General features: G+C 50.2%; 19 protein-coding genes and 2 riboswitches. Of the genes, 4 read left to right on the top strand and 15 right to left on the bottom strand.

From position 1 onward, the window contains the following. Position 1 precedes the first annotated feature (1 nt). The 3 genes from NBX03_RS06065 to NBX03_RS06055 are packed head-to-tail and all read left to right on the top strand — an operon-like array spanning position 2 to position 1,485. Positions 2-487 (top strand): VOC family protein, encoded by a 486-nt coding sequence (locus NBX03_RS06065; protein ID WP_250229858.1) that lies wholly within the window; start codon positions 2-4, stop codon positions 485-487. 13 nt (positions 488-500) lie between these two features. Next, the gene (locus NBX03_RS06060) at positions 501-707 is read left to right on the top strand and encodes a hypothetical protein (RefSeq protein WP_250229857.1); all 207 of its coding nucleotides are present in this window, start codon (positions 501-503) and stop codon (positions 705-707) included. Between the two features lie 55 nt (positions 708-762). Next, complete coding sequence (locus tag NBX03_RS06055) at positions 763-1,485, top strand: DUF5131 family protein (RefSeq protein WP_250229856.1); 723 nt, start codon at positions 763-765, stop codon at positions 1,483-1,485. A 217-nt stretch (positions 1,486-1,702) separates the two neighbouring features. Here NBX03_RS06055 and NBX03_RS06050 read toward each other — a convergent pair whose 3' ends face one another. From NBX03_RS06050 to NBX03_RS05990, 13 genes are all read right to left on the bottom strand, one after another. Further along, complete coding sequence (locus NBX03_RS06050) at positions 1,703-3,322, bottom strand: recombinase family protein (RefSeq protein ID WP_250229855.1); 1,620 nt, start codon at positions 3,320-3,322, stop codon at positions 1,703-1,705. Then, entirely contained in the window at positions 3,319-4,995 is a 1,677-nt protein-coding gene (locus NBX03_RS06045) for a recombinase family protein (RefSeq protein WP_250229854.1), read from the bottom strand. Before NBX03_RS06045 ends, NBX03_RS06050 begins: the two co-directional genes overlap by 4 nt. A 1-nt stretch (position 4,996) precedes the next feature. Continuing rightward, positions 4,997-6,664, bottom strand: a complete 1,668-nt coding sequence (locus NBX03_RS06040; protein WP_250229853.1) for a recombinase family protein — start codon at positions 6,662-6,664, stop codon at positions 4,997-4,999. Between the two features lie 172 nt (positions 6,665-6,836). Further along, positions 6,837-7,250: a DUF6870 family protein gene (locus NBX03_RS15945; protein ID WP_323373263.1), complete on the bottom strand. Its 414-nt coding sequence runs from the start codon at positions 7,248-7,250 to the stop codon at positions 6,837-6,839. Then, on the bottom strand, positions 7,247-8,911 hold the full coding sequence (locus NBX03_RS06030; protein WP_250229852.1) for an ATP-dependent DNA helicase: 1,665 nt from the start codon (positions 8,909-8,911) through the stop codon (positions 7,247-7,249). Before NBX03_RS06030 ends, NBX03_RS15945 begins: the two co-directional genes overlap by 4 nt. Next, complete coding sequence (locus NBX03_RS06025) at positions 8,856-9,509, bottom strand: hypothetical protein (protein WP_250229851.1); 654 nt, start codon at positions 9,507-9,509, stop codon at positions 8,856-8,858. The genes NBX03_RS06030 and NBX03_RS06025 overlap by 56 nt, the downstream gene beginning before the upstream one ends. 519 nt (positions 9,510-10,028) lie before the next feature. Next, positions 10,029-10,523, bottom strand: a complete 495-nt coding sequence (locus NBX03_RS06020) for an RNA polymerase sigma factor sigma-70 region 4 domain-containing protein (RefSeq protein WP_250229850.1) — start codon at positions 10,521-10,523, stop codon at positions 10,029-10,031. A gap of 402 nt (positions 10,524-10,925) precedes the next feature. After that, positions 10,926-11,014, bottom strand: a riboswitch (cyclic di-GMP riboswitch). A 14-nt stretch (positions 11,015-11,028) separates the two neighbouring features. Next, positions 11,029-15,816: an S-layer homology domain-containing protein gene (locus tag NBX03_RS06015; protein WP_250229849.1), complete on the bottom strand. Its 4,788-nt coding sequence runs from the start codon at positions 15,814-15,816 to the stop codon at positions 11,029-11,031. Continuing rightward, positions 15,813-16,121: a hypothetical protein gene (locus NBX03_RS06010; protein ID WP_250229848.1), complete on the bottom strand. Its 309-nt coding sequence runs from the start codon at positions 16,119-16,121 to the stop codon at positions 15,813-15,815. Before NBX03_RS06010 ends, NBX03_RS06015 begins: the two co-directional genes overlap by 4 nt. Before the next feature lie 139 nt (positions 16,122-16,260). Next, entirely contained in the window at positions 16,261-16,929 is a 669-nt protein-coding gene (locus tag NBX03_RS06005; protein WP_250229847.1) for a response regulator transcription factor, read from the bottom strand. Then, complete coding sequence (locus tag NBX03_RS06000; protein WP_250229846.1) at positions 16,926-18,233, bottom strand: sensor histidine kinase; 1,308 nt, start codon at positions 18,231-18,233, stop codon at positions 16,926-16,928. The genes NBX03_RS06005 and NBX03_RS06000 overlap by 4 nt, the downstream gene beginning before the upstream one ends. Before the next feature lie 5 nt (positions 18,234-18,238). After that, the gene (locus NBX03_RS05995; RefSeq protein WP_250229845.1) at positions 18,239-18,439 is read right to left on the bottom strand and encodes a helix-turn-helix domain-containing protein; all 201 of its coding nucleotides are present in this window, start codon (positions 18,437-18,439) and stop codon (positions 18,239-18,241) included. Positions 18,440-18,600: 161 nt separating this feature from the next. Continuing rightward, on the bottom strand, positions 18,601-19,095 hold the full coding sequence (locus NBX03_RS05990) for a sigma factor-like helix-turn-helix DNA-binding protein (RefSeq protein WP_250229844.1): 495 nt from the start codon (positions 19,093-19,095) through the stop codon (positions 18,601-18,603). Positions 19,096-19,377: 282 nt separating this feature from the next. Between NBX03_RS05990 and NBX03_RS05985 the strand changes: the two genes are divergently transcribed. After that, positions 19,378-19,521, top strand: a complete 144-nt coding sequence (locus NBX03_RS05985; RefSeq protein ID WP_250229843.1) for a hypothetical protein — start codon at positions 19,378-19,380, stop codon at positions 19,519-19,521. Beyond that, a riboswitch (cyclic di-GMP riboswitch) is annotated at positions 19,492-19,580 on the bottom strand. It overlaps the preceding gene by 30 nt. 18 nt (positions 19,581-19,598) lie before the next feature. On the opposite strand, the gene NBX03_RS05980 is transcribed toward NBX03_RS05985, so the two are convergent. After that, a complete protein-coding gene (locus NBX03_RS05980; RefSeq protein ID WP_250229842.1) occupies positions 19,599-25,808 on the bottom strand; it encodes an S-layer homology domain-containing protein in 6,210 nt (2,069 codons plus the stop codon). Between the two features lie 20 nt (positions 25,809-25,828). After that, on the bottom strand, positions 25,829-25,984 hold the full coding sequence (locus NBX03_RS05975) for a hypothetical protein (protein WP_250229841.1): 156 nt from the start codon (positions 25,982-25,984) through the stop codon (positions 25,829-25,831). Positions 25,985-26,016: the final 32 nt, after the last annotated feature.

The raw sequence follows: 26,016 nt of genomic DNA, 5'->3' as shown, positions 1-26,016 counted from the left end.
AATGAAATATCAAGGTTGTCTTTTGGCGGTTAAGGATATATCCGCTTCTAAGCACTTTTATGAAAATGTGCTTCATCAAAATGCAGTAATGGATATTGGCGTGCATGTGACATTTGAGGGCTTTTCTCTGCAACAAGGATATGCCGAACTCGTTGGCATATCAGTCGATAGCGTGAAAGAGCAATCGCACAACTTTCAAGTTTATTTTGAAGTGGAAGATTTAGACAAGGTATACGCCGAACTAAAAAGCATATCCAGTTTGCAGTGGGTACACGAAATCAAAGAATACCCGTGGGGGCAGCGTGATATTCGGGTATATGACCCCGACAAGCACATTGTAGAAATTGCAGAGGATATGACCACGGTTATCAAACGCTTTTTTAATCAAGGCATGTCGGCAGAAGAAGTTGCTACACGCACAATGTTCCCTCTTGAGGTTGTAAAACAGTATGCGTTAGGCTTTGGTAAATCAAAGCCGCTATTTTAGGAGGAGACGGACAATGAGTAAATATGAGCCGCTTTGGAAGGCGATAGGTCAACGCACGGAGAACAGCTTCGCGCTGACCTATGCCGAGATTGAACAGATTCTGGGCTTTCCCATCGACCACGCCTTTTTAACCTTCAAGAAGGAACTGCCCGCCTACGGCTACGAGGTGGATAAGATCTCCATGAAGGCACAGACGGTGACGTTCAAACGCTACGTTTGACAAGCGGCTGCGTTTCTGCTATCATCGGCTTCACCCATCCAAGAGGAGGAACACTATGAACTGGGAGCCATGGACAGGCTGTTATAAAATAAGTGATGGCTGTACAAATTGCTATTTTTATGGGCCGTATGCAAAACGCTATGGCCAAAGCACAATACAAAAAACAGATAAATTTGATTGGCCCGCAAGGAAAAATGCAAAGGGCGAATACAATATCAAAGGCAACAAAATTCTTCCAACCTGTTTTGCGACGGACTTTTTCTTGCCAGAAGCAGACGAGTGGCGTAAAGACACTTGGGCTATCATCAAGGAAAGAACTGATATTGATTTCTTGATTTTAACAAAGCGAATTGACCGTTTTCTCGTATCACTTCCACCCGATTGGGGTGCAGGCTATGACAATGTGAATATTGGCTGTACTGTCGAAAATCAAGCATTAGCTGATTACAGACTGCCACTTTTTTTATCTTATCCGATAAAGCGACGCTTTATTGCCTGCGCCCCACTTTTAGAAGCGATAGATTTAACACCATATCTTCATGGCGTAGAGCATGTTACCGTTGGCGGTGAAACAGGACGAGAAGCTCGTATGTGTGATCATGATTGGGTTCTTAATATTCGTGAACAATGCGTAAAAGCAGATGTAACTTTTTGGTTCAAGAATACAGGCTCACTTTTCAAACGTGACGGTGTAGTGGAAAAAATAAATCCATTTAAGCAGACCAGTATAGCGAAAGAGCTGGATATAAATATTTTAGATGGTAGAAGGTTGTTTTGACAGGAACAGAATAGCATAAAACATTATTGCCTGTTTTGTTTAATGCATGTTCTGAACGATCCAAACGAGGATATCCTCCGAAACTGATTTAATTCGTCCACCAGAGAAAAACTCACTAATTATGAAATTAAGCCGTTGCACCTCTACTCTGATGCAACGGCTCCTTGTTCGTTATATGCCCAAAATAGTCCAAGCGTTCCTCGAAACGCTCTTTTTATTATCTGTTTTCATCTGCGCATACTCCTTTTTCGACATACTGGACAAGCCTCATATACTCATCCTTATGGTTCCACACAATTTCAATCGCTTCATTTCCGTAGATATAGATACTGTCAATTAGTTCATCTGCCATTTCTTTTGAAAGTTCCGTAAATCCCTCATATCGCTTGAAGCTCTCAATGATGGAGATTGGCTGTCCGTTTTCAAGATAACGGCTTTGCAATGACGTTTCAAGTCCAACGATTTGGGATTCTGTTTCCGCAATTTCCTTACCAATATCCGCCTTTTGGCTTCGATAGCTGTCCCTGTCCAAAGCCCCATCTTTGTATTTTTCATATGCCTTAACTTTGGAAGCCTTCAGCTTGGCGAGGACGGCTTGGAGCTGCCTGATTTGCTCTGTCAGAGTGGTTATATCATTATGGCTTTGCGTTTTCACTCTGTCAAAAAACTGTTCCATATCAAGCATGGTCTCTATCTGTTTATGTATCACAGATAGGACGGTCTGTATCAAACTGACTTCGGGAATCCTATCCTTTGTGCAAGTGCTGTCAGCCACATATTGATGGCTCTCACAATAATAATATGCAGTAGCCGAGGGGCTATTGCTTCTTCGCATAACGTGCTGGCAAACCCCACATTTCACTTTACCCATCAGTGGTCTGATCTCGGCCGGTTCTGTCCTTATCCTCGCAGGGGCAGAGAAACGCTCCTGAACCGAAGCAAATAATTCCTCCGAAACAATAGCCTCATGGGTATTGGGTACGACAATCCACTCACTTTTTGGGATGCGTTTTCCATGCTTACTCCCGACAAAAGGACTGCGATTTTTCCCATTTACCATTTTCCCTGTGTAGCGCTCATCACGGATAATGGTCAGGATAGTCGTATTATGCCAGTGATTCGTATTTCCAACCACATTGTATTTACGGTTACAACCCATAAGCCGCTTATAGATATATGGCGTAGGTACATTTTCCGAATTCAAAACAGCGGCAATCTGGACTGCATTTTTGCCTTCGTCCGCCATGGCAAAGATACGCCTGACAACGGCGGCAGCCTTTTCGTCCACCACAAGTTTCTTGCGGTTTTCCGGCGATTTCGCATAGCCATAAGGAGCATGGCTGCCGATGAATTCTCCTTTCTCCATGCGGGTCTTTTTTGCACTCCGTACCTTTTGTGAAAGGTCTTTGCTGTAAAGGGAGTAAATCAGGTTTCTGAAACCCACATCAAGTCCGCCGGTCGTACCGTCAAAGTCATTGCTGTCAAAATGGTCGTTGACGGAGATAAAGCGCACCCCTAAAAAGGGGAATATTTGCTCCAAATAATCTCCAATGTCAATGTAGTTTCTTCCGAAACGGGACAGGTCTTTTACGATGATACACTGTATGTTTCCCGCACGCACTTCATCCAGCAGGGCTTTCACGCCCGGACGGTCAAAATTTGTACCGCTGTAACCATCGTCGCAAAACTCAACCACTTCATACTGTGAGAGGTCGGGGGAGCTTTCCACAAAGGCATTCAGAAGCTCCCGCTGGTTTCTTATACTGTTGCTTTCACCCTCGTTCTCGTCCTCTTGAGATAGCCTGATATACTCGGCAAGGATTTTCTTGATACTCACGAAACCCTCACCTCACCCTCCGCCTTGATAAAACCGAGCAAACTTTCAAACTCATCCCTGTACCTAAAACAGATGGACACTGTTTGATCGCTTAATATTTCTACCCGTTCTATCAGCTCGGAAATCATTTCTCCCGTTACAGCTTTGTTCTTCTTGAATTTTTTCAAGGCTGTTATCCATGGATTTTGAGGTGTCAGCATGGTATCAAGACGGTGTTTTTGCATGGATAGTTCATCAAGTCGTTTCCGTAAATCAATAACATCTTTCTCATACTTTGCTTTTGTAAAGAGATATTCCGCTTCATCAAGGAGTTTTTCCTGATAGTCCTCATACAAGGAGCTTCTGAGCATGGACAGCCTGGACAGCTTCTTTTCCGTTTCGGAAAACTCTGTGTCCACATCATTTTGCTGCTGGCAGAAGCCTTCCCTTGCACCCAGTTTAGACACCATTCGGTCGATGTCAACAGCAAGGTCAATCTGCTTGCGGATAGCCGTATAGAGAATGGATAACAGCTCCGGTTCATCCATCCGCTTTCTAACACAGTCATTTTTGGCAACATTCTCGTATGTAGCACAGGTAAAGTAGTAAAGCACTGTGCCGTTTGACCTCGGCATTTTGTGCCGGTTCATACTTCGCTTGCAGTCACCGCAGAAAACAAGCCCTTTCAAGATATTTAAGCCTTTCTGCTCCACTTCTTTTCTCTCACTGGGTTCCCGTTCCTGCTTGATTTGCCGTATCGCCAAAAAGGTTTCTTCATCAACCAAGGGTTCATGGGTGTTCTTGATTTCTACCCACTGATCCTGTGGCTGCTCAACGCAACCACCCTTGCCCCATAGGTCAGATTTTGTTTTGCCTTGAACCATATGTCCGAGGTAAACCTGGTTGACTAAAATCCTGCGAACGGCACTTTTATACCAATACCGTATATTGGCATAACGCTCACTTTTTAAGATGCCCTTTTCATAGCGATACTGGCCTGGGGAGGGAATGCCCAGCTCGTTGAGCCTTTGTGCAATCCGAACATCGCCCATGCCGTCCGCTGCCCATTTGAAAATATTTCTGACAACCGGTGCGGTTTCCTCGTCGATTACTAACCTATTACCGTCTGCTTTTAGATACCCATAAGCTGCGACACAACCGGTAAATTCTCCTTTACTTCTCATAACCGCAAGCCCTGATTTTATCTTTTGCGATATATCTCTGGCATACACTTCATGAATCAGGTTTTTTAGGGGAACAACATATCCTTCATCCTGCTGATTAGGGTTCAGGCTGTCATAATCATCATTCACGGAGATAAAACGAACGTTAAAGAATGGCAGTATTTTTTCAAGATAGGTTCCGGTTTCAATGTAATTTCTGCCGAAACGGGACAGGTCTTTGACCACAATGCAATTGATTTTTCCACTTTTGATGGCGTCCATCATTTCATTGAAGCCGGGACGGTCGAAGTTCGTTCCTGTCTGATTGATGTCCTTAAAAACAGATGCGAGCTTCAGGTATGGCCTTTCCCCGATATAGCGTTCCAGCATGGCAATCTGATTGCCGATGGAATCGCTTTCTTTTTTCCTCTCATCTTCAAAGGACAATCGCCCATAAATACAGGTATCCCATATCGTTTCATGGGGGGCCTGGGCAAAACTATCTGCTTGCTTTCTGCTCGTCCTCGCCATATTACACCACCCCCTGCATAGAAGCCGGTGAAGTTGTAACAATCAGTTCTTTTGCGTTTTGAGCAAAGAACAAGGCTCTTTCATATTCATACTGATAGCGGAATCGGATTTCCACCCGGCTTCCGGAATAGATATTGACCCACTCAATCAGGGAAACAACTATCTTTCGGGACAGCTCGGTGATATTCCGATTTTTCTTAAAGGCTTCAATCCAAACGCTGTTTGCTCCCTTACCCGCAAGGATCAGGGCAATATCCTGTTTTAGCCGTTCGGCGGCTTTCTCCGCTTCCTCACACTTTTTTCCGTATATGACCTTAAATTCCCGGTACTCATCTGCATCAATGACACCGCTTTTTAAGTCCCCATAGATAGACACCTTGAGGTTTTTATACTTTTCGATTTCCTCCTGTTTCATCAGCAGTTGAGTATCAATCTTTCGTATTTCCTCCTGCTGCATAGGAAGTGTGTCGATAAACGAGAGAATCCGTTCAATGTCAAGAATAGAAGCGATGTGATTTTGAAGTGCTTGCAGAACTGCTTTTTCCAATACCTTTTCACTGATGCAGTGTGTGGTACAGCCATTCCCGGCCTTATTCTTTGAACAATAATAGTAGGCGTACTTCTTTCCGCCTGCGGGTACAATCTTTCGCACCATACCGCTTTTGCAGTCAGCACAAAAAAGCAGACCGGAGAACGGATAGACAGCTTCTCCGTCTGGAGCAATGCGGGTATCCTGTGCTAGCACACGGTTTACTGTGTCAAAAATTTCTTGCGGGATAATAGGCTCATGGGTGTTTTCCACCCGAATCCATTTATCCTCCGGTTTCATAATCCGCTGTTTAATCTTGTAGTTTGGAGTGCTTTCCTTGCCCTGCACAAGATGCCCTGCATAAATAGGGTTTTTCAAAATGCGGCCAATCGCCACAGCAGTCCACTTTGCCTTGGGGTTTACCTGAAAGCTGGTAGCAAAGTTAAGCCCCGAAAACCGCTTATATTCCATGGGGGATGGCTCGCTGATCTCATTCAGCCTGTCGGCTATCCCTTGCTGGCTGAGTCCGTCCAGCTTCCATGCAAAAATATCCCGCACAATCTTTGCGGCATAGGGGTCTATCGCCAGTTTATTTTTGTTCTCTGCTGATTTCATGTAGCCGTAAACGGCAAAGGAACCGATAAACTCGCCATTTTTGCGCTTTACATCAAGCTGGCTCCTGATTTTAACGGAGATGTCTCTGCAATACGCATCGTTGACAAGGTTCTTAAACGGAATGATAATATCGTCTGACGGTGATTTTTCCTTTGCACTGTCGTAACCGTCGTTGATAGCAATGAAACGCACACCTAAAAACGGAAAAATCCGTTCAATGTATCGTCCTGCTTCGATGTAGTTTCTGCCGAAACGTGACAGGTCTTTGACTATGATACAGTTGATCCGCCCAGCTCTTACATCCTCCATCATTAAATTAAAGGCAGGACGATTAAAGTCAACACCACTAAATCCGTCATCTATTCTTTCGGAACAGAGGCGGATTTCGGGCATTGACTTCACAAAATTGGTTATTAAATCTCTTTGATTGGCAATGCTGTCGCTTTCTGCCTTATCGCCATCTTCTTTAGACAGGCGCAAATAGTCCACAGCATTATAAATTGTTATTTCCTTATTGAATGGCATAACGAAACCTCCCGATTGAAAAAGTCAAGAAGCAAAACCTGACCTAATCAATGGGCGTTCGCTAATATTAGTCCATGTATAATTATAGCACCCCTCTCAGGATGCGTCCAGACAATATTACCATTTATCCGAACCCACACGGTCAGGCTCTGCCCGAAGCAACTCACCCATATCACATCATCCTCAAAAAACTTTCCATCCTGTCCTCCAGCGTGGCATCGGTATCGTTAAAGCTGATTTTGACTACTACTTTTCCACACTTGTAGCAATATGGATTTTTAATCTGCTGGATAAAATCCAGTATTCGTTCCTCCTTGGGCAATTTCGCATTGACTTTCGTATCGTTAATGTCAACCAGAGTATCCGGGTTGACCGTTCGGATGTCTATGTTTTTCATCGCTTCAAAATCTATGTTTGGTAAAGAGTCCACCCAATCACTCCTTTCGGGGCATAGGGCGATAAGGCTCCCTGCCTTACCGCCCTGATACAGTGTATTCCGGTTCAGCTTGTCAGGTGACAGCCGAGCGAAAAAAGCAATGAATAGGCTCCGTCCTTTTTCTTGAGAAAAAGACGGGCGCCCGCTCATTCAAAGTAGGCGCCCGACTTCTTAACCGTAATAAAGCGGTTCACATCAGATAGCTGATGCGTTACAGGCATATCAGGCAAAGCCGCCAATATATCATTCCGGTATCGTCTGCTCGCCCGACTGTCGAGGATAGAAAAAACACAGGTATCCGTTTCTCTGCGGATGCCCCGGCCAAACCATTGGCGCAGTTTGATGAGCATACCCGGCACGATGACTTTGTTCAGATAACCATAGAAGTCAGAGTACAGGGTCTTTTCATATTCCAGCACCGGATCAGGAGCAGGGAACGGCAGCCGTACCACAATGAGGGAAGATAAAATATCCCCGGCAAGGTCAATGCCCTCTCCGGCACTGTCGCTGGCACAGAGGACACCGTTTCCGCTTTTACGAAAAGCGTCGATAGCGTCCAGACGGCCTTTGCCCATGCGGAACAAGGGAAATGAAGTGATCCGTCCGCACAACTCGCCATACGCCTGCTCCATCATGCGGTAAGAAGTAAACAGAATGAGGGTATGCCCATGGGTCGCGCGGGTAAGCTCTACCAGCCGATTGACCACCGCCTGAAAATAACTGCTGTCTTTGTCTGAAGGCAGCGGCATATCCTGCGGAAGATACAACAGGGCATGGTTTGGATAATCAAAGGGAGAAGCCTTGCTGGTTTCAAAGATGCGGCGTTTCTCCGCCAGTATAATTCCGTTATTTCGCTTGAAATGTGAAAAATCGCCCCCCACAGAGAGCGTACCGGAGGTCAGGATATACGGAATTTCTTCCTGCCAAATATCCTCCGATAATAGAAAATTAAGCTGCTTTGGCAGCGCGCAGACCCGGCAGGCCGCCGCCCCGGTCATTTCCAGCCAAAGAATAGAACCGGCATGATGAAACATTATGGATAGCTTGGTTTCCTGCTGTTCCATGCGGTTCACCAGCCGGTCATACCGATCCCTTTTCTCACGGGAGGTCGTATAAAAAAGCACTGACAGCCTGCGCAGCGCAGCCATCAGCGTTTTCAAAGCCCGTATGCAGTTTAAGTCAATCTGTACGGCATAGCAGTTTTTTTCATAGCCTGTGCCTGCGGCATAGCGCAGGGCTTCAAAGAGCAGGGCATTTTGTTCCTGCATGGTTTCGCACAGCCTGACAATCTCCGCTTTATCGGGATTGCCTGCGCCGATGGCATGGTAAATGCTTGCCACCAGCCGTTCCAGCTCCACGTTTTCCAATGTCATGCCGTACATCTGCCGGGCGGCATCAAGGAGCTTGTGAGCCTCGTCGAAAATCAATACTCCACGGGGCGGGAACAGGGACCTTCTCCCGTTCTTCCTGCCGAGTACATCAGCCAGCACAAGGTTGTGATTGGCAATCTGAAAGTCATAAACAAGGGTCTGCGCTTTGCGTATAAAGTCACGGTATCGGCAGACCGAGGACAGCGGGCAGTTCAGATGGCAGCGCTCCACATTGATACAGGATTTCACATAGTCCGTTAAAGGGAGCTTATCCAAATCAAGGGGGCAGGCTCCGGTGAAAAGTCCGGTCAGGACAGAAAGCAGTTCCTCGTCCTCATGGCGGTCATTGTGTGCGATAGAGGAACGATACCCCTTTACCCGGCTGTCACAGGCATAATGGGATTTCCCCTTGCGAACCACAAAGGACAGGGGCTTGGTCAATGATACGGTGTTCCATCAGAATATCGGAAATCTGAGGGATGTATTCCTCCGTCAATGCCTTTTGCAGCGCAATGGTGGAAGTAGAGATAATGGTCGGCAGCTTATTGTTGCTGAATAGGTTATGGACCGTTACTGCCAATATGTAGGCATGAGTTTTTCCTGTACCCACCTCGGCCTCACAGAGCGCCAGCCGGTTTCCCTGCAAGGACTCCAGCATTTCCAGCGCAAGAGCCGCCTGATTTTCCCGAAAGTCCATACCATGTTCCGGCAGGATGTTTGAAAAAATGTGTTCCAGAAGATTTTTTGCTCTAATGGCAGGCTTGATGGAAAATATGTTTTCCGGTTCCGATCCTGCCTGCGAAAGCACTTTTTCCATTGCTTTTTGGTATCCGCTTTCATTCAGCGGCGCCGCTTTGGAAAAGAGCCGCTTTGCCTTTAAGGTGGTAAGCTCCACCATGCGGTAGCTGTATGTTTTTCCGGTGTAGTATTCCAAAAGCACGCAATTTTCGGCTGTCAGTACAATGCGTTCCTCTTGCCGAATTAAGCCTGCTTCGCAAATCTTATTTTGAATATCTGCCATAAAGACAGGTTGGTTCATATCGTTTTGCCTCCTTTGCTTGCCTAAAGGAGCGACACAAGAATGCGGCGGAATCAGGAAACGGTTTGAAAGTTTGATGACTCAAAAGACCTGTTCCGCCGCATGGTTTCTATCGCTCCGATAGAGCACGATAGATTTTTATATCAAAGCAAAGGTGTGACAGGCGATCCGGCTGGTGTTGCCGGACTCCATAAAAGCCGCCCCTCATTCTATCTCAAACGAGGGTGATGCGTTTTCCCGGCCGTCTGCCGGGCTACTCAATGCGGTGAAGCGTTCAAAGTAGAAGTACCATGATAACCGGCAGGGATCGTCGCAATCCGTCCCACCACAGGGCGTAACTGCCGCAGACATAATCGCTCAGAGGGCATTGCCCTCGTCTTGGCGTGTCCCAGCGTGTCGCTCTCCCTGCCGGTGATGTACCCATCACACCCATATTCTGTTTTCAATGTTCAGGCGAAAGGATATTTGGAAGTCCTTTCACCCAATGTCAAAAAAACAGGGGGGTGTAGGGGTATGAAATTAAATTTTTTTGAAAAATTTTTGCAGCTTTGCCGTAGCTGCCTCTATGCTTTCGTGGACAGAGGTGAAATACACTCCCTCACGACCGGCAATCTGCCGATAGGATAAGCCCTTTACGAAATGTAGAGTAAACCGGCGCCGCTGGATTTCTGTCAATTCTCCACTGTCCCGCAGCCGCCTTGCGGCTTCCTTGGCTTTTTGGGTATCGTTTTTATATATCAAGTCCAAATCAAGGGGTGGTGCGGCAAGCTGCTCTGTTTCCTCCAATCCGTTGATGGTCACATCCAAACGGCTTGTCCGATTTTCATGTGTGACTTGCTGATGATAAATTTCATCCGACAAGGCTTTCAGCTCCAAAAAGTCCTGTGCTGTCTTGCCGGAGTTCTCTGCAAGGTAGTCCTCCAATGTAATTTCTACAATGCGGTCTGCGAAACGGTAAACAATGCCCTCGCTGAATTTATTTAGGGCATAATCACTGTCTTTATAATTCTTCATGCTCCATTCCTCCGATCTGTTTTGCTGAAATACGAAAACAGATCGGGGGTGGGGAACGGCACCGTGGATTAGCAGAAATATCACGACACAACTCTGGATGTGGTGTAATTTGTAAATCAAACAGGAAATTTATCAAAAAAAAGTCAGCACTTCGCCCTTGGCAAAATGCTAACTTTTTTAGGTTTACATGATTAAATTGTAAGTTTGAACTGGGATATGTATAGTTTGTTCTTTCTCTATTTACACCTCGAAAAGGGATAAAAGCGGAATATCTTCATATGGATACCTCTCTCGCCATAGTCCAATGAGAGCCGGTATCCTGATACCCCAAATTATCCGTCAAAAGCCGTAAAGAAATGGCAAGGGTCTGCCCTCTTGAGAGAGGGCAGACCCTTTGCGGTTTTTGGCAGCCAGGCTATCATAGCGTCCTAAGACACCTTAGACCCTCAGCTTTACGTCCCCGGCTTTTGCCGGGTTTGCCCATAGCTTTATTGATTTGTTGTTCTTACTTCATTTTTCTTACGCCATTTTTGTCAACCTCGTAGCCGTTGATTTTGGTGCTTCTTGCAAGCGTACCGTCGGCGTTGAAGTAATACCACTTGCCGTCAATCTGAAGCCATTTGCCGGAGATCATGTTGCCGTCCTTGGTAAAGTAGTAGCGTTTGTTGCTGATGTCCAGCCAACCCACGGCAGCCTTGTTACCGGAATAGTACCTCCAGTTGCCGCCGTCCTTCACCCAACCGGTTTTCAGAGTGCCATCGGTACCCAAGAAATACGTTACGCCGTCGATGGTCTGTGTGCCAGTGAGCGCTTTGCCGTCCTTGTAGTAGAGATACTGTCCGGCGTCTTTTTTCGCCCAGCCCTGCGCCGTGGCGGGGTCGATGGTCAGCCTGATGTAGCGGTGGAGCATGGAGGAAACCTCCGCGCGGGTGGCACTGGCTTTCGGGTTGAACCTGTTGCCGCTGCCACCCATCATGATGCCTGCCTGCTGCATGGCTGTTACTGCCGTTTTGTACACGCTGCCGATGCTGGAAACGTCCGCATAGGAGGTTGCCTCACAGGTCACGGGCAGGGTGTAGCCGGTAGCCTTGGCGAAGTTTGCGAAGATGACCGCAATTTCCTCACGAGTAATCGCCCTGTCAGGCACAAACTGCTGGTTGCCAATTCCCTGAATGATGCCCTTTTTATATGCCCACTCAATGTAGGGACGGAACGCACTGTCTGCCTTCACATCGGTGAAGCTGTTGGTGGTGTACGCTTTGGTATCCACATTTGCCAGTCTGCCGAGAGCCGTTACCAGCATCCCACGCGTCATAGCGGTGTCGGGCGCAAAGGTAGTTTCCGATGTACCGGAGAGAAGTCCTCTGCCGACCACATAATCAATGGCTTCCTTGCCCCAATGGGTGCTGATGTCGGTAAACTTAACGCTTGGAGCCGTGTAGCCCACGCCGTACACCGAGAAGTGGCCGGTGGGGATCAGCAGGCTTCCGCTGTTTGCATCATAGGCCGAACCGTCGATGCGGACCGGTTTGCCGTTTGCGTCCACATACACGCCGAACAGGTAGCCGACAGCCTCATTTTTGCCCAGTGTATAGGGGATGGAAAGGGTCGATGTTCCGCTGCCAAGGCTGGTGATGTTCACGGGTTTGCCGTCCTTGACATAGCTGATGGTAATGTTATATACCGGCCTGTTTCCAAGGAGGGTCTTTGCTTCTCCGGAAAGCCCTGTCGCCGGGGCGATGCTGATGGTAATATTGCCGCCGCTCTGCTTCTGGATTTCCTTGAGGGTATTCAGGTCAAGTCCGAGAGAAACCGGCGCACCGTTTATCTCAAAGCTGGTTACTCCAGCATTCACAAGGCTGTTCAGAGAGCTTTGGGTCAGGGTTGTTGTCAGGGAAGTTGCCCCCTGCGGCATGGTGACATTCAGCGCAACAGAGGTTCCGTTTGCGGTTTTGCCCTGCGCCTTTGCATCGGCCTGTGCCTTGGCAATGGCGTCAGTGATTGATTTTTCCGGGATGGATGCGCTGGCTGTGCCGTTTGCGCCCGCAGTCGCCGCCACAGGAGCCTCTGCCGTTACCGGCTGATTAGGCTTTGCTTGGGGTGTGGTCGGCATTGTGGCAGGGGGTGTGTAACCGCCACCACCGGAATTGCCGCCATTTCCGTTGTCGGAGCTTCCGCCTTTTTGTACGGTAACAGAAATCTGATTGCTGTAGATCGTTGCCGTTTTGTTTCCGCCTACGGCGGTGTTTGTATTGGTCACGATGCACCAATAATACATCGTACCCACTGCCGATGTAGACGGCGTATAGGTCTTCCCAGTCGCGCCGGGGATTATGCCACCCTTCTCTGGATTACTATTGCCGTGCCACTGATAGGACAGTGTGCCGCCGTCCGTTACGCTTGCCGCCACAGATAGAGGTACAGCCACTGCATTCTGCGTGTAGGTTGCGCCGACAGGCTGGCCGGTGATGTTGGGTGTTTGGGCATCGAGCATGCCGCCGGAGGCATCCTTTGCTGTGAAGGCACAGTAGATGTTACTCTCGCTTCCGCTGGGGCTGGTATCATACACTGTCGCCGCTTTGCCGTTGATAGTTGCGGTGAAACCAGGGGCAAGGGTATATCCTGCATCTAGTATCACACGTACCTCATATAAATATTGCTTGCCCGCTACAAATTTTTCACCTTCGGTCAAATAGTTGCCTGTAGCCACATCAAACCAATCTTTCCCACCCAACCCATACTTGGCATCATTCGGAACATTGGCGCGGATATCGTTCTGTTCGCCGCCCACAGGCTCGCCTACATCGATGACGGCGACTTCGGAGATGGTGGTTGCGCCGCCCGGCGCATTCACCGTAATAGCGACGGTATTGCTGGTCGCCGCGGCAGTTTTATTTCCGGTTGCGCTGCTGTTAGTGTTGGTCACCACGCAGTAGTAATAGACCGTTCCAACAGAAGAGACGTCCGGGGTATAGCTGCTGCCGATTGCGCCGCCAATCATGCTCCCGCTGGTCGTGTTGTTGCTGAGATTGTAATACCACTGATAGGAGAGGGTTCCGCCGTCCGTTACGCTTGCCGCCACAGACAGGGCGGCGGCTGGCGCATTTTTATCATAGATTGCACCAATAGGCTGGCCGGTGATGTTTGGCGCCGCGGCGTCTACCGCCGGTGTGTATGCCGGAACTTCAAGGGAGTATATCTGGCTCTTTACGCCTTCCGCATTCTCGATTTGCAGATACACCACGAGAATATCGGAGGCGGTGACGCCATCCTCTTTTGCGTCGATACAGATTTCTACGATAGCAGTGATATCATGGAACATACCTAAAAATGTCGGTGCGGGTGTTCCTTTTTTCTCAATCTGACATCCATATTTCCCGGTGGTGCTGGGTGTGAAGAAAAAGCTGACTTTATCCGCATCCGTGCGCTCAGCACGAAAGCCCGACACCGTGGGGGCGGACATCCCGCTGTCCTTCTCAATTTTTACATACTTGTGGCTGGCGTTCCATACATAGGTACTGCTAGTGGAAGAGGCGGAGCCGTTCGGGTTGTCGCTCCAGGTGGCTGTATAGGAAGAGGGTGGTAAGGTGGCGGGGGCTTTATTGAACGCGCCATTAAAGCTGCTTACCGTAACAGAGTTGATGATGTGAATGCCGCCGAGCGCCAGAATACCGTAGCCGCCACCACTGCTGGAGGTGATGACTGCAATCTCACCCACACTGCCGACAATTGTAACATCACCGCCTGCGCCAATTGCCGGGATGCTGGCGTGCGTGCTGGTAATAGCTCCCGTTTCGCCTGTGATTGTGATGCTGCCGGTTGTTTGAATACCACCGCCAAAGGTGCTGCCGGCTATGCCTGTAATATCGCCGGTTTTGCCGCCGATTGTGACGCTGCCGCCTGCTTCGATGCCGCTTTGAGCTCCGGCGATCTTGCCCACAACAGCGCCAGGTGGAATTGTAATACCGCCCGCTTCCGCTAAAATGCCGAAGGCTTTCATGCCGGTGATATCGCCAGTTTTACCGGCAATTAAAACCGCGCCTGATTCTGCGTAGATACCGTAATCGCCCTTGGAGCTGATCGCGCCTGTTGTGCCGTTGATGGCAACGCCAACGCTTGCGCGAATGGCGGAATCGCCTGAAAGTGATCCGTATGCACTACTAATCGCTCCTGTTGCGCCGTTGATGAAAACGTTGCCGCCCTTTGCGTAGATTCCATAGGATTTGCCTGAAATATCACCTGCTACGCCGTTGATGGTAACGCTGCCGCCCGCGTAAATTCCATGGGTGCCGCTTTTGGAGCCGGTGCCTCCCGCGCCGATCTTGCCCACAACGCCGCCGTCTGAAATGGTAATGTCTCCATTTGCGTAAATCGTGTACGCCATGGACGTAATATCGCCCACCGTGCCGGAGATAGTAACACTGCCGCCGGCAGAAATGCCGACGCTGGCGCCGCTGATATTCCCCATCGCCCCCAAGATGACGATATCCTTAGACGCCGTTATGCCGCCGTCGGAAATCGTAAGCGGGCCGTCGCCTTTGATGACGAGGCTACCCCAGCTTTGTATTGCGTAGGTATCGCCTTTGTTAACCGTGACAGTGCCGTTGCATACCAGGTTGATGGTATCGGCGCCATCGCATTCAAATTTTATGAAATCGCCTGGATAACTGCTGCCCAACGTCAGGGTGGCGGACTCGGCCTCCCACGTCCAGCCTGTGCCGTTGCTGTCTTGTGTAAGGTCGGAGACCGTTGTACCGCCGACACTCATGGTTCCGGTGATTGTACCGACACCCAATGCCCCGACCATGCCCCGTGCCTGCGGCGCGGCGGATTTTTCCCGCACCGTCACGGTAACGGTCGGCAAGGTAGCACCTCCCGCCAGCATCAAGCCCTCGGGCAAATCCAGCGTGGGGGTGAACACATAGTCCCCCACCGTATCACCGTCATAAGCCGGATCGGAAGTCCAGCCAGACACCGCCACGGCGGTTTCTGTTTCCCGTGTTTCGAGCTGCTGTGCGTCGCTGTCCGTTGCGGTAGCAACAGCAGGGCCGGTGGTGACAGTAACGGTCAGCGTATCCGGCAGATTTAATGCATCCTCGGTTGTACCGGCTTCCACCGTCTGGTTCGCCACATCGGTGCCCAATTCCGCAAAGGCGGTGATGGTTCCGCTCATTCCAAGCGGTGCGCCGGAATCCACATCACCTGTTTCGGCAAAGGCCATCGTTGGCAGCATAGTAAACACCATACAGAACGCCAAAAACAGACTGCCGATTTGTTTCCATGTTCGTCTCATCTCAAATCCTCCTCTTGATTTTGGTTTCGTGTTACATCGCCGGGGGAGAGAAGCATCGACAAAATCTCCTCCAGTGCGATGGATACCCCTCCGGGCCAGCAGATTGCCTTGCCGTCGGTATAGGGTTTGCAGAAGCCTCCGCTTTCGATGAGGGCGGCAAAGGCCGGTTCCCTAATCCTGTGCCCCAGCTCCAGCAGGATGGCGTGCCCGCTGTCCAGTGTAATACCAAAGGTGTCTCCGTCAAACGCCTCGACCCGGATAATTTGGGGCTGTCCGGTTCCCGTTTGTTCATACCGCATTTCCATAACCACCTCCTGTCTGAACACAAGTCATCAGACCAAAGCTGTCTGTTTCCTGCCCTTTTAGTTTAATATGGGATAAAATAAAAAGTGGCGAGAGTTCCAAAATTGTCACTCTCGCCACAAATATTTTTTTTCAAAGCCGCTATTCCTTCTCGAAACAGTACCCCTCGCCACGGGACCAGTCAATGTGCCATCCGCTGCCCTCGATTTTTTCCCGCAGGCGGTAAACGGTCTTTTTAAGTGCCTGACTATCGCCCGCCATGGGCTGTTTCCATGCCTTTTCATACAGATATTCCGAATGGATAAAACGCTTCTCATTCTGCACAAAGATCAGCAGCAGGACAAATTCCTTTTGGGTCAGCAGCAGGTCTGCGCCGTCAAGGGTTGCCACATCAGCCGTCACATCAAGGCAGAGCCGCCCCTTTTGAATGCGCTCCGGCACCTGCTGCGCACGGCGCAGCAGGGCTTCCACTCTGGCCAGCAGCACCCCGAAGTCATAAGGCTTGGGGAGATAGTCGTCACCTCCCGCTGTGAGACCCCGCACAATATCCTCCGATGTGGTCAGCCCGGTCAGCAGAAGAACCGGCGTCTGCGAATACTGCCGCAGCTCCTGCATAAAGTCCAGCCCGCTGCCGTCGGGCAGCATAATGTCCAGAACAAAGAGGTCGGGCATCTGTGCTCCCACCGCTTTGCGGGCATCCGAAAGGGTCAGCGCCGTGACAACCTCATAGCCCCGCCGTTTCAGCAGACGCTCATTACCCTGCATGATCTGCTCATTGTCCTCCACCAGTAAAATCTGTTTTGCGCTCATACCCGTTCCCCTCCAAACTGCCCTTCATAGGTGGGAAGGGCAAAGGTTACCGCCGTGCCGTTTCCCGGCGTGCTCTCAATCCAAATCCGGCCGCCGTGGGATTCCACAACGGTTTTGCACAGGTACAGGCCGAAGCCCGTGCCTCCGGTGGAAACGCCCCGCTCAAACACACGGGGCAGCAGCTCTGCGGAAATGCCCGCGCCGGTGTCCGTTACCGTAACACGCACCTCATGCCCTGATTTCTCCGCTTTTAGCGTAACATCGCCCTGCTGGGTATGGGCCCCTGCGTTTTGCAGGAGGTTTGCCGCCACCTGTGCCAACAGATCCGCATTGCCGAATACGTTCAATCCCCCGGCAATGTCCGTATTCAGGATATTGCCCCGCTTTTGCAGATGCAGGGAAAACATCTCCGTACTGCTGCGCAGGAGAGTGGAGAGGTTCACCGCCTGCTTGTCGGTGTTTTCGCTCATGGCGGCCAGGGTCAGCGTCCCGCCTACCATACGGGCCAGCCGCATGATCTCCTGCTGGGCGTTCTGGAGCAGCTCCATCGCTTCCCCATCCTGCACCGCTTCGCCCATGTCCTCTAAAATTTCCGCCACCGTCTGTATATTGACCGAGATGACGGTGAGGGGCGTGCGCATTTCGTGGGAGGTGTTGGATAGAAATTCTGTTTTTGCACGGCTGGTTCTCTCAAGGATATGGTTCTGCTCGTCCAGCTTTTTCTGCTGTTCGTTATAGAGCCTAAAGTGGAGATAGAGCATTGTGCCAAGCACAGCGCTGACTGATACAAAGCCCACGATGATATCCATGAGCAGATCACCCTCGGAATCCCATCCCTTAACCATCTGGGGATAGTGAAAGGCAATCAGGCAGATGGCAAGATATAGTGTCATTTCTATAAGGGACATGACAATGGCCTTTTTCCCCTCCAACATTAGGATGGTGAAGGCTACGGCGAATACGAAAAAGCTGGGCATCCCGCTGTGGTATCCGCCCGCTGTGAAGAACATGACCGGGAAAAGACACAGAAAAATGGCGGCAATGGTGATGAGGTAACACAACTGGTATCTACCAGTACGCTGGGAATAGCAAAGCAGGGCATAGGATAGAGCGGCTGAAATGAAGTTCACCGCAATATTCCCAAGTCCGGCCCCTGCCGCAATTCCAACCAGTGCCATCGCCAGACTGATGACCGTGCCGCCCATGGCCAGCACATTGAACAGCCGCACCCGAAAGTCAAGAGCAGGACCAAAATATATGCTGATAAATTGTGTCAGTCGATTTTTCATATTCTCACCTGTCATAAATTTTATCTTGCAGAAGACAGCGAATGTCCACACTTTTTCTTTCCCCTGCGCAAATCCGTAGGCTTTTCGGCGGATATGGGAATAAGCCAGAGGTTTCCCTTTTTCACAGCACCCGAGATTCGCCCATCCACAAGATGATAAGTAATAGAGCGGGTAGAAACACCCCACTTTTCTGCCGCTTCTCTGACCGTTATGTAATCCATATGCTTCACCTGTTTTCATTGAAATAGCTGATAGATTTATTATACTTCTTTTTACGGAAGAATACAATAACGGAAGATAGAGGATGAATGGGCAGCGACAAAAGAGGGAATTTCCCTTTGTCAAACATTCTCTGATATTTGTCATATTCCTACACACAAGTTTAATTTCTTTCAAAAAACTTTTGTAGCTTTGCCGTAGCTGCCTCTATGCTTCCGTGGACAGAGGTGAAATGTACTCCTTCACGATGGGCAATCTGCCGGTAGGATAAGCCCTCTACGAAATGCAGAATAAACCGGCGCCGCTGGATTTCGGTCAATTCTCCACTGTCCAGCAGCCGCCTTGCGGCTTCCTTGGCTTTTTGGGTATCGTTTTTATGTATCAAGTCCAAATCAAGGGGTGGTGCGGCAAGCTGCTCTGTTTCCTCCAGCCCGTTGATGCTCACATCCAAGCGGCTTGTCCGATTTTCATGTGTGACTTGCTCATGATAGATTTCATCCGACAAGTCTTTCAGCTCCAAAAAGTCCTGTGCCGTCTTGCCGGGGTTCTCCGCAAGGTAATCCTCCAGCGTGATTTCTACAATGCGATCTGCGAAACGGTAGACAATGCCATCGCTAAATTTATTTAAGGCATAATCACTGTCTTTATAATTTTTCAAATTCCTTTCCTCCGATCTGTTTTGCTGAAATGCGAAAACAGATCGGAGGGTGGGGAACGGCATCGTGGTTGTGCAGAAAGGCTACTGTAAGAGCCTTCAAATGGGATATATTGTAAAACAAGCAGAAATTTTGTCGAAAAAAATAAGTCAGCACTATGCCCATGGCAAAATACTGACTTTTTTAGGTATACACTATTAAATTGCAGGTTTGAATAGGAATATGTATCGGATGTTCTTGCTCTATTTACACCTCGAAAAGGGATAAAAGCGGTATATTTTCATATGGATACCTCTCTCGCCATAGCCATAGCGAAAGCCGGTACCCTGATACCTAAAGCATCCGTTAAAAACCGCAAAAGCCTGCCCTCCGAGTATGAAGGCAGGCTTTGCTTAACTGTCAGCAGCCAGACTATCATAGCATCCTAAGATACCTTAGACCCTCGGCTTTGCGTCCCCGGCTTTAGCCGGGTTTGCCCATAGCTTTATTGATTTGTTGTTCCAGTTTACTTCTCTGGTACTCTGAGTACATCGCCGGGGAGGATGAGAAAAAACCGGCTCTTGTTGTTCAGTCGTTCCAGCTCGCTCATGGGGCAGCCCAGCTTGCGGGAGATGCTCCAGAAGCTGTCGCCCTTTTGCACGGTGTAGGTGGTGTACCGCAGATTTTTCGGAACATCCGCTGTCACTCCGTACTGGTCAAAGGTATAGGTCGCCCCGTCGATGTCCTGCTTGCCGGTGAGGGGTTTGCCATCCTTGAAGTACATCCATTTACCGGAATCGTTCATGGACCAGCCCTGCGCCGTGTCGCTGGAAATTGCCAGCTCCACAAAGCGGCGCAGTACAGCAGACACCTCGGCTCTTGTGGCTGTACCCTGCGGGTCAAAGAGATTGCCGTTTTTCCCGCTGATTACGCCTGCCATTTGCATCTGCTTCACGGCTTCCTTGGCGTAGGTGCTGATTTTAGCATTATCTGTAAAGATATTTTCGATATGAACCTTCGGCAGAGTATAACCGATGGTCTTGGCATAGTTGCTCATAATGACCGCCATCTGCTCACGGGTGATGGACTGATCCGGGGCAAACCTTCCATTGCCAACCCCGTTTACAATGTTATTTTTGCTTGCCCACTCAATGTAGCCCATATAGTAAGCATCGTTCTTCACATCGGTGAAGCTGCTCTTTGCGTAGCCGCTCACATCGGTGTTTGCCAGCCGTCCCAGCGCTGTGACGAACATTCCTCTTGTCATGGCGGTGTTCGGGCTGAAGGTAGTGTTGGAAGTGCCACTAAACAATCCACGGCTCACCACAAACTCAATATCTTCCTTTGCCCAATGAGCCGCAATGTCCGTAAATGCCGTGTTGGCCTGTTTATAGCCGATGCCGTAGGTGGAAAAATGATCGGTGCTGAAACGCAGTACCTGTGCCACACTGTCATAGACTGAGTTTGTGAGCCAATGCACCTTGCCCTTGCTGTCTACATACACAGCCTGCACATTCCCAGCCTTTTCATTTGCGCCCAGGGTATATGGGATAGTTACCGATACGCTGCCTGCGCCGAAGCTGCTAACTACCTTGCCGTTACCGTAGTTCACCTTGAGGTCGAATACCGGGCGGCTACCGATGGCTTTTTTCGCATCACCGGTCAGCTTGCTACTGTCCCCACGGGTGGCGGTGATGTTGACATCCGATTTTGCCTGCTTGTTGATTTCCTGCACGGTAGCCAAATCCATGCCGATTCGGATGTCGGGGTTATCTACTACCACAATGGTGTTGACGATTTTCTTTTTAATGATAGTGTCCTGCACGGTCTTAGGCAGATTGACCGTAACATGAGAGCCGGTCTTGCTGCCGGTATCAACACGGAGGATCACCGTGATTCCATTTTGCTCGTTGCCGTTTTTCTTGGCGTCCGCCAGAGCCTTCTCAAAGGCATCGATCACAGTTTTATCGGAAATGTTCACTGTGACATTGCCCTTACTGTCCACTGTGCCGGAAACCTTGATTTCCCCCTGTGTAGGGGAATTTGGCTTGTCCGGTGCGGGTGGGGTGACGGTGACAGGACTGCTGTTGTCGTTTGAGGAGCTTCCGCCGCCGCTTCCAGAGCCACCGCCGCCGGTGTAAGTCCAATGGGCATAGTAGATCACATTTGCACTGACGGTTGTGCTTGCAGATATTTGAGTTCCGCCGCTGGCCGCCGTATACCAGCCGTCAAAGCTGTAACTGCCAGAACGTGTCGGTGTCGGGAGTGCCCCTACCGCCGTACCGGGTGCAACCGAGCGTGATGTTTCACTGACCGTGCCTCCATTCGGGTTGAAGGTGACGGTGTAGTTGCCTACTGCGTTTACGGTGATGGAAACTGTTGCCGTTGCGGTGCGTCCGCTGTCATAAGTGACGGTGATGGTGGCGGTATGTATGCCCACCGAAAGACCCGTTGCAGCCCTTATTTGCCATGAGTTGATGCTGCCGTTGGCAGCAACAAAGGATTGGCCAGAATGTATCGAAAACACGGATGGGCGGTCAGTTGTCACATTGCTAATAGTCGCCTGCGAATCGCCGCTGTTGGTGATGACGACAGATTTGTAGTTGGACGACATATAACCTACGGTAACGGCGTCAAGGGTGACATCGGTGGCGGAAAGGTTAGGTGTGGTTTCACCAATTACGATACTGAACGCCGCAGAGGTTGCGCCGTCAAGCGTCAGCACCAGTGTGCCGGTCGTTCCCGCTGCCGCCGTATCTGCGACGGTCAAAGTCAGCGTTCCGCTGTTGCCCGAAATTGTCACATTGCCGCTGTTGCCGACGGTTACGCCTGTCGGCAGATTTGCCACGCTTACGGCGTATGTTCCGCCTGAGATATTCGCCGTCGTCACAGCATAGGCTAAGCTCCCCGCCGTTCCAGCAGTAGCTGTGCCGCTTTGTGAGCCGACAGACACGGTTTTTATGGGTGCATTATTGACAGTCAAGGTGAACGACGCACTGCCCGGAGCATACACCCCCGGAACCATTGCCGCATTTGCCGTAATGGTTGTGGTTCCCGCACCGACAATCGCCACTTCGCCGGTTGTGGGATGCACCGTGGCAACGCTCGTATTGCTGCTTGAATAGATTACCATGCCTGTTCCAACGCTGTGGGTGAGTGCGTTTGTAAATATGGGATCTCCCACTGTTTTTGTGACTGTACTTTCCGCAAAGGAGAGTGTTTGCGCCGCGCCGCTGACGATTGTCACCACGCACTCCCCTGTCTTGGGTGTTGTAACATAGCCTGCTGTGGTTGGGGTAAAGCTCCAATACACCGTGACGACACTGTCAACGACTAACGCGCGGACGTTTTGGTCAGTGACCGCCTTTGTGAATCCGCTGTCCGAATACCATGTCAGCGTGCCGTTTACCGCTCCTGCGTTTGCTGTGGGAAGGGCGGATAATCCCGACCCCTGCACCACGCTCTTGGTGGAATCCACCGTAACGCTGTAATCCCTTGCAGCAACCGCAGAGGTCACAGAGCTTGTGACTGTGCCTTTATATGCGCCTGTTCCTGTTACGGTTAGGGTGATTGTTTTGCCAATGTCGGCAGCCTTGACCTCATAAGTCGCACTGGTCCCTACTTGTGAACCGTCCGCTTTCCAGCTGTATGTGACGGTCGCTGTGCTTGGATTGATTGTTGCGGAAAGAATATCTCCGAATGTGGGCGTGGTGTCGCTGATGAATACAGAGGTCAACTCCGTCCTTGTGTCCGTAACCGTTAGCGTGGCTGAATTTGAGGTAGCAGCAGGCAATACAGTGCCACTGACGACGGCGCGGTATTGATATCCGTTCATCCCTGCGGTTACCCCTGTGATAGTCAGCGTTGTCGTCGCGGCACCGCTGTATACGCCACCGTTCGAGATGTTTATAAAGCCGTAGCCGGTGTTAACCTGCCACTGGTAGGTTAAACCCGTTCCGGTCGCCGTAACCGAGAAAGTAGCCGACTGCCCTTCGTTCACCGTCTGAGGGGATGGCTGGCTAGTGATGGTAGGCGCTACCGGAGGATTTACCCGTATCCCGGCCGTGCTTTTTACGTCATTGAGCGTCAAATTCGCATTGTTTCCCGTCTCATCTTGAAGGCTTCCGCCGCCAAGGACAAGGGAGTTAATGCTGACTGCTCCGCTGTCGCCTGCACTTACCGTATAGCGAAAGACTAGATTTTGAGTACCGGTGCCGGAGAAATAAACAGCCTGCTTTGTTACTCCCCCGATTGTAAGCTGAATATAGGGGGTGCCGCCTGCTGTGCTTACATTCACATTCTCGTCAAAACTTACCATGAAATGCAAATTATTTCCGTTCGAATAGTCTCCCTCTGGCGGCGCCGATACCGAAGTAACCGTGGGGGCGGTGGTGTCAGGTGCGACATACGCCGCCTCAATTTTTAACGGGGTGCTGATATTATCCGCTGAATCCTCCACCACCACATAAATATCTTTCGCCCCCGCCGTCAACGTAACGCTTTTGCCCATCACTGTTCCGCTTACAAAACCGAGAGAAGTACCCGCTTTTACCGCCACACTCGTTGGAGCGGACGCGCCGCTGTTCACAACAAGGTAATACGCCGTACCCGCCTTGTCGGTGGTAAAGCCGATTGTAGCCTCTGTGTCGCTTGTGCGGTTTACGCTCCCCGCCGAAAGCGCTGGCGGTGTGATGTCAAGCCCAAACTTTAAGTATTTGTAGGTTGCGATATCCTCCGAATTGTAGTCGACAGAACTGCTCCCGTCATAATTAGTGCTTGCCGCACTCTGCAAGTCCTTGCTCAACAACGGCTTAAATACCATTGCTTTAGTGCCGCCTTGAATAACAACAGTTCCTCCAGTTGAAATAGTAGTGTTTGTGAAGTAAATAGCAGTGCCGTTGACGGCGCTTATCGTGCCGCCCAATATGTTCAATTGGGCGTAAGTGTTAGCGCTATAAATCGCATATCCGTTACTACCTGTCGCGCTCACCGTTCCGCCGGAAATATTTAAGATTGCGTTAGCACTAAAAATCGCATAACCGTTAACACCTGTCGTGCTCACCGTTCCGCCGGAAATGTTCACTTTGCTGCCATCATTTGCACGAATCGTCCCAATTGTCGTTTTACTTGTCACTATGCCGCCGCCCTTACCGTCGGTAATGGACAACACACCGCCGCCTCCATGTAAGATGGCATTATCATAATTACCGTCAAGCGTTTTGCCGTTTAAGTCAATAGTGATGTTGTAGTTCCAAGAGTCGGGAATCTTGACCATTCCAGTGCCGCTATAACTGTCGGAAAGCTTCAAATTCAAATCGCCTGTCGCACCGTCTATGGCTGATTGGAGAGCCGTACGGTCGGCAATCAAAATCACAGGCGGTGTGGCGGCAGGCTCCACCTTGATGTATTTGTAGCTGGCAAGGCTCGACGCATTATACGTACCCCCACCATCTCCGTTTTTGTTGGCGCCCGCGGTTACGGTGCATCCCGTATAGCCCGAGGTCGTCAAGCTTCCGTCCAGCGCTTTCGTATCACTTTTGACAGTCACCGTGCCGCCTGTGACGGTTAGCGCACCGGCTATGCCTACCAAAGAGCCATTTGCCGTTAGCCGGCCGTCGGAGACTGTGACGGGGCCTTCTGCTGCGTTTGTGTGCAATCCTGTTTTCCCGCTTGCAGTTACCTCGCCATTGTTAATCGCGAAACCGTTGGTTGCTATCATTCCATAGGAATTAGGCGCAGATGTGTCCGCTGACGCTTCTACTCCTTCATTGGAAATCGTTATATCGCCATTGGAGGCTATGGCCATGGAGGTCTGGGTTGCTGCTACGCCGGCAGCCGTAACCCTTCCGCCTTCAATTGCGATACTTCCTGTACTGTATATGCCGATGCTAAATTTTCCTGTGCCGCCGCTGACATACAGACTGCCGCTGCCGGAAAGGTTCAGCGTGCCACCGGTATAGATACCGATGCTGGCGCTGCCGCTCTGGCTTTTGCCTATGACGGTGTTGCTTCCCACCATCTCAATCTTCAGAGCAGTTTCGGCATAAATGCCGTAATAGGCGGTTGTAGCGCTGTCAATCCATGTCCCATTATGCGCTGCGTTGATGGTCGCATTGTCAAGAGTAAGTGTGTTTGTGTCAGGGTCATAGGTGATGGTTGCGCCCTCATAATTCGCTGCGTCTAGCACATCGTCCTTGTTGGCGTCGGTCACCTGCACGCCGCCCACCCATATATTGTAGGTTGTGGCAGGCAGGGGGCTTGCCATCCCCCGCGCCGCCGCAATTGGCAGCGTTTCGTCCACCGTCACGGTAAGCTCCGGTAGCGGGGCAGAGACCGTGTAACCCTCTATCACCGGCGTAAAGACATAAACGCCCTTGGCGTCCATGTCATAGTCGGGCGAATCCCATGTCACCGGAATATTCACAGTGGTTTCTTCCCATTCAGGCTCGGCAGCCGTTGTGGGGGTCGCCGTTTCCGGGCTGCCGGAGTCCTGCACGTAATCCTCCTCGATAGGCACGGCTGTCCGCACTGTGGCGGTCAGCGTTTCGGGCAATTCCAAATTCTCGCTGGATGTGCCCAGTAATACTGTTTTTTCTGTTTCTGCAAGCGGTGCAAAGTTGGTGATTTCTCCGCTTGTACCAATTGGTGTATGTATTTCTTCCGCCATTGCCGAAACCGGCAGCATGGACACTATCATGCACAGCGCAAGAAACATACTTAATAGTCGTTTGTTCATATGGTCTGTTCCTCCTTGATTTATAAATTTGTATTTCCTTGTTCCAAAAGTTTCTGTAGCCTATCGGCTTCTTCCTCAGTGGCGAGGCGAATATGGGGTTTCTCGCAGGAAGGGCATTCCTTTACCGCTCCCACCCGGCAGAATAAAAAGCCGCAGTCCTCGCAGGCGTAGGTCATGTCATGCCCCCCTTCCGCATAGACACAGCAAT

This window comes from Anaeropeptidivorans aminofermentans, assembly GCF_940670685.1.
Taxonomy (GTDB): Bacteria; Bacillota; Clostridia; order Lachnospirales; family UBA5962; genus Anaeropeptidivorans; species Anaeropeptidivorans aminofermentans.
Note: the sequence above shows the minus strand (reverse complement) of the source record. Positions and strands in the feature narration are given on the sequence as shown.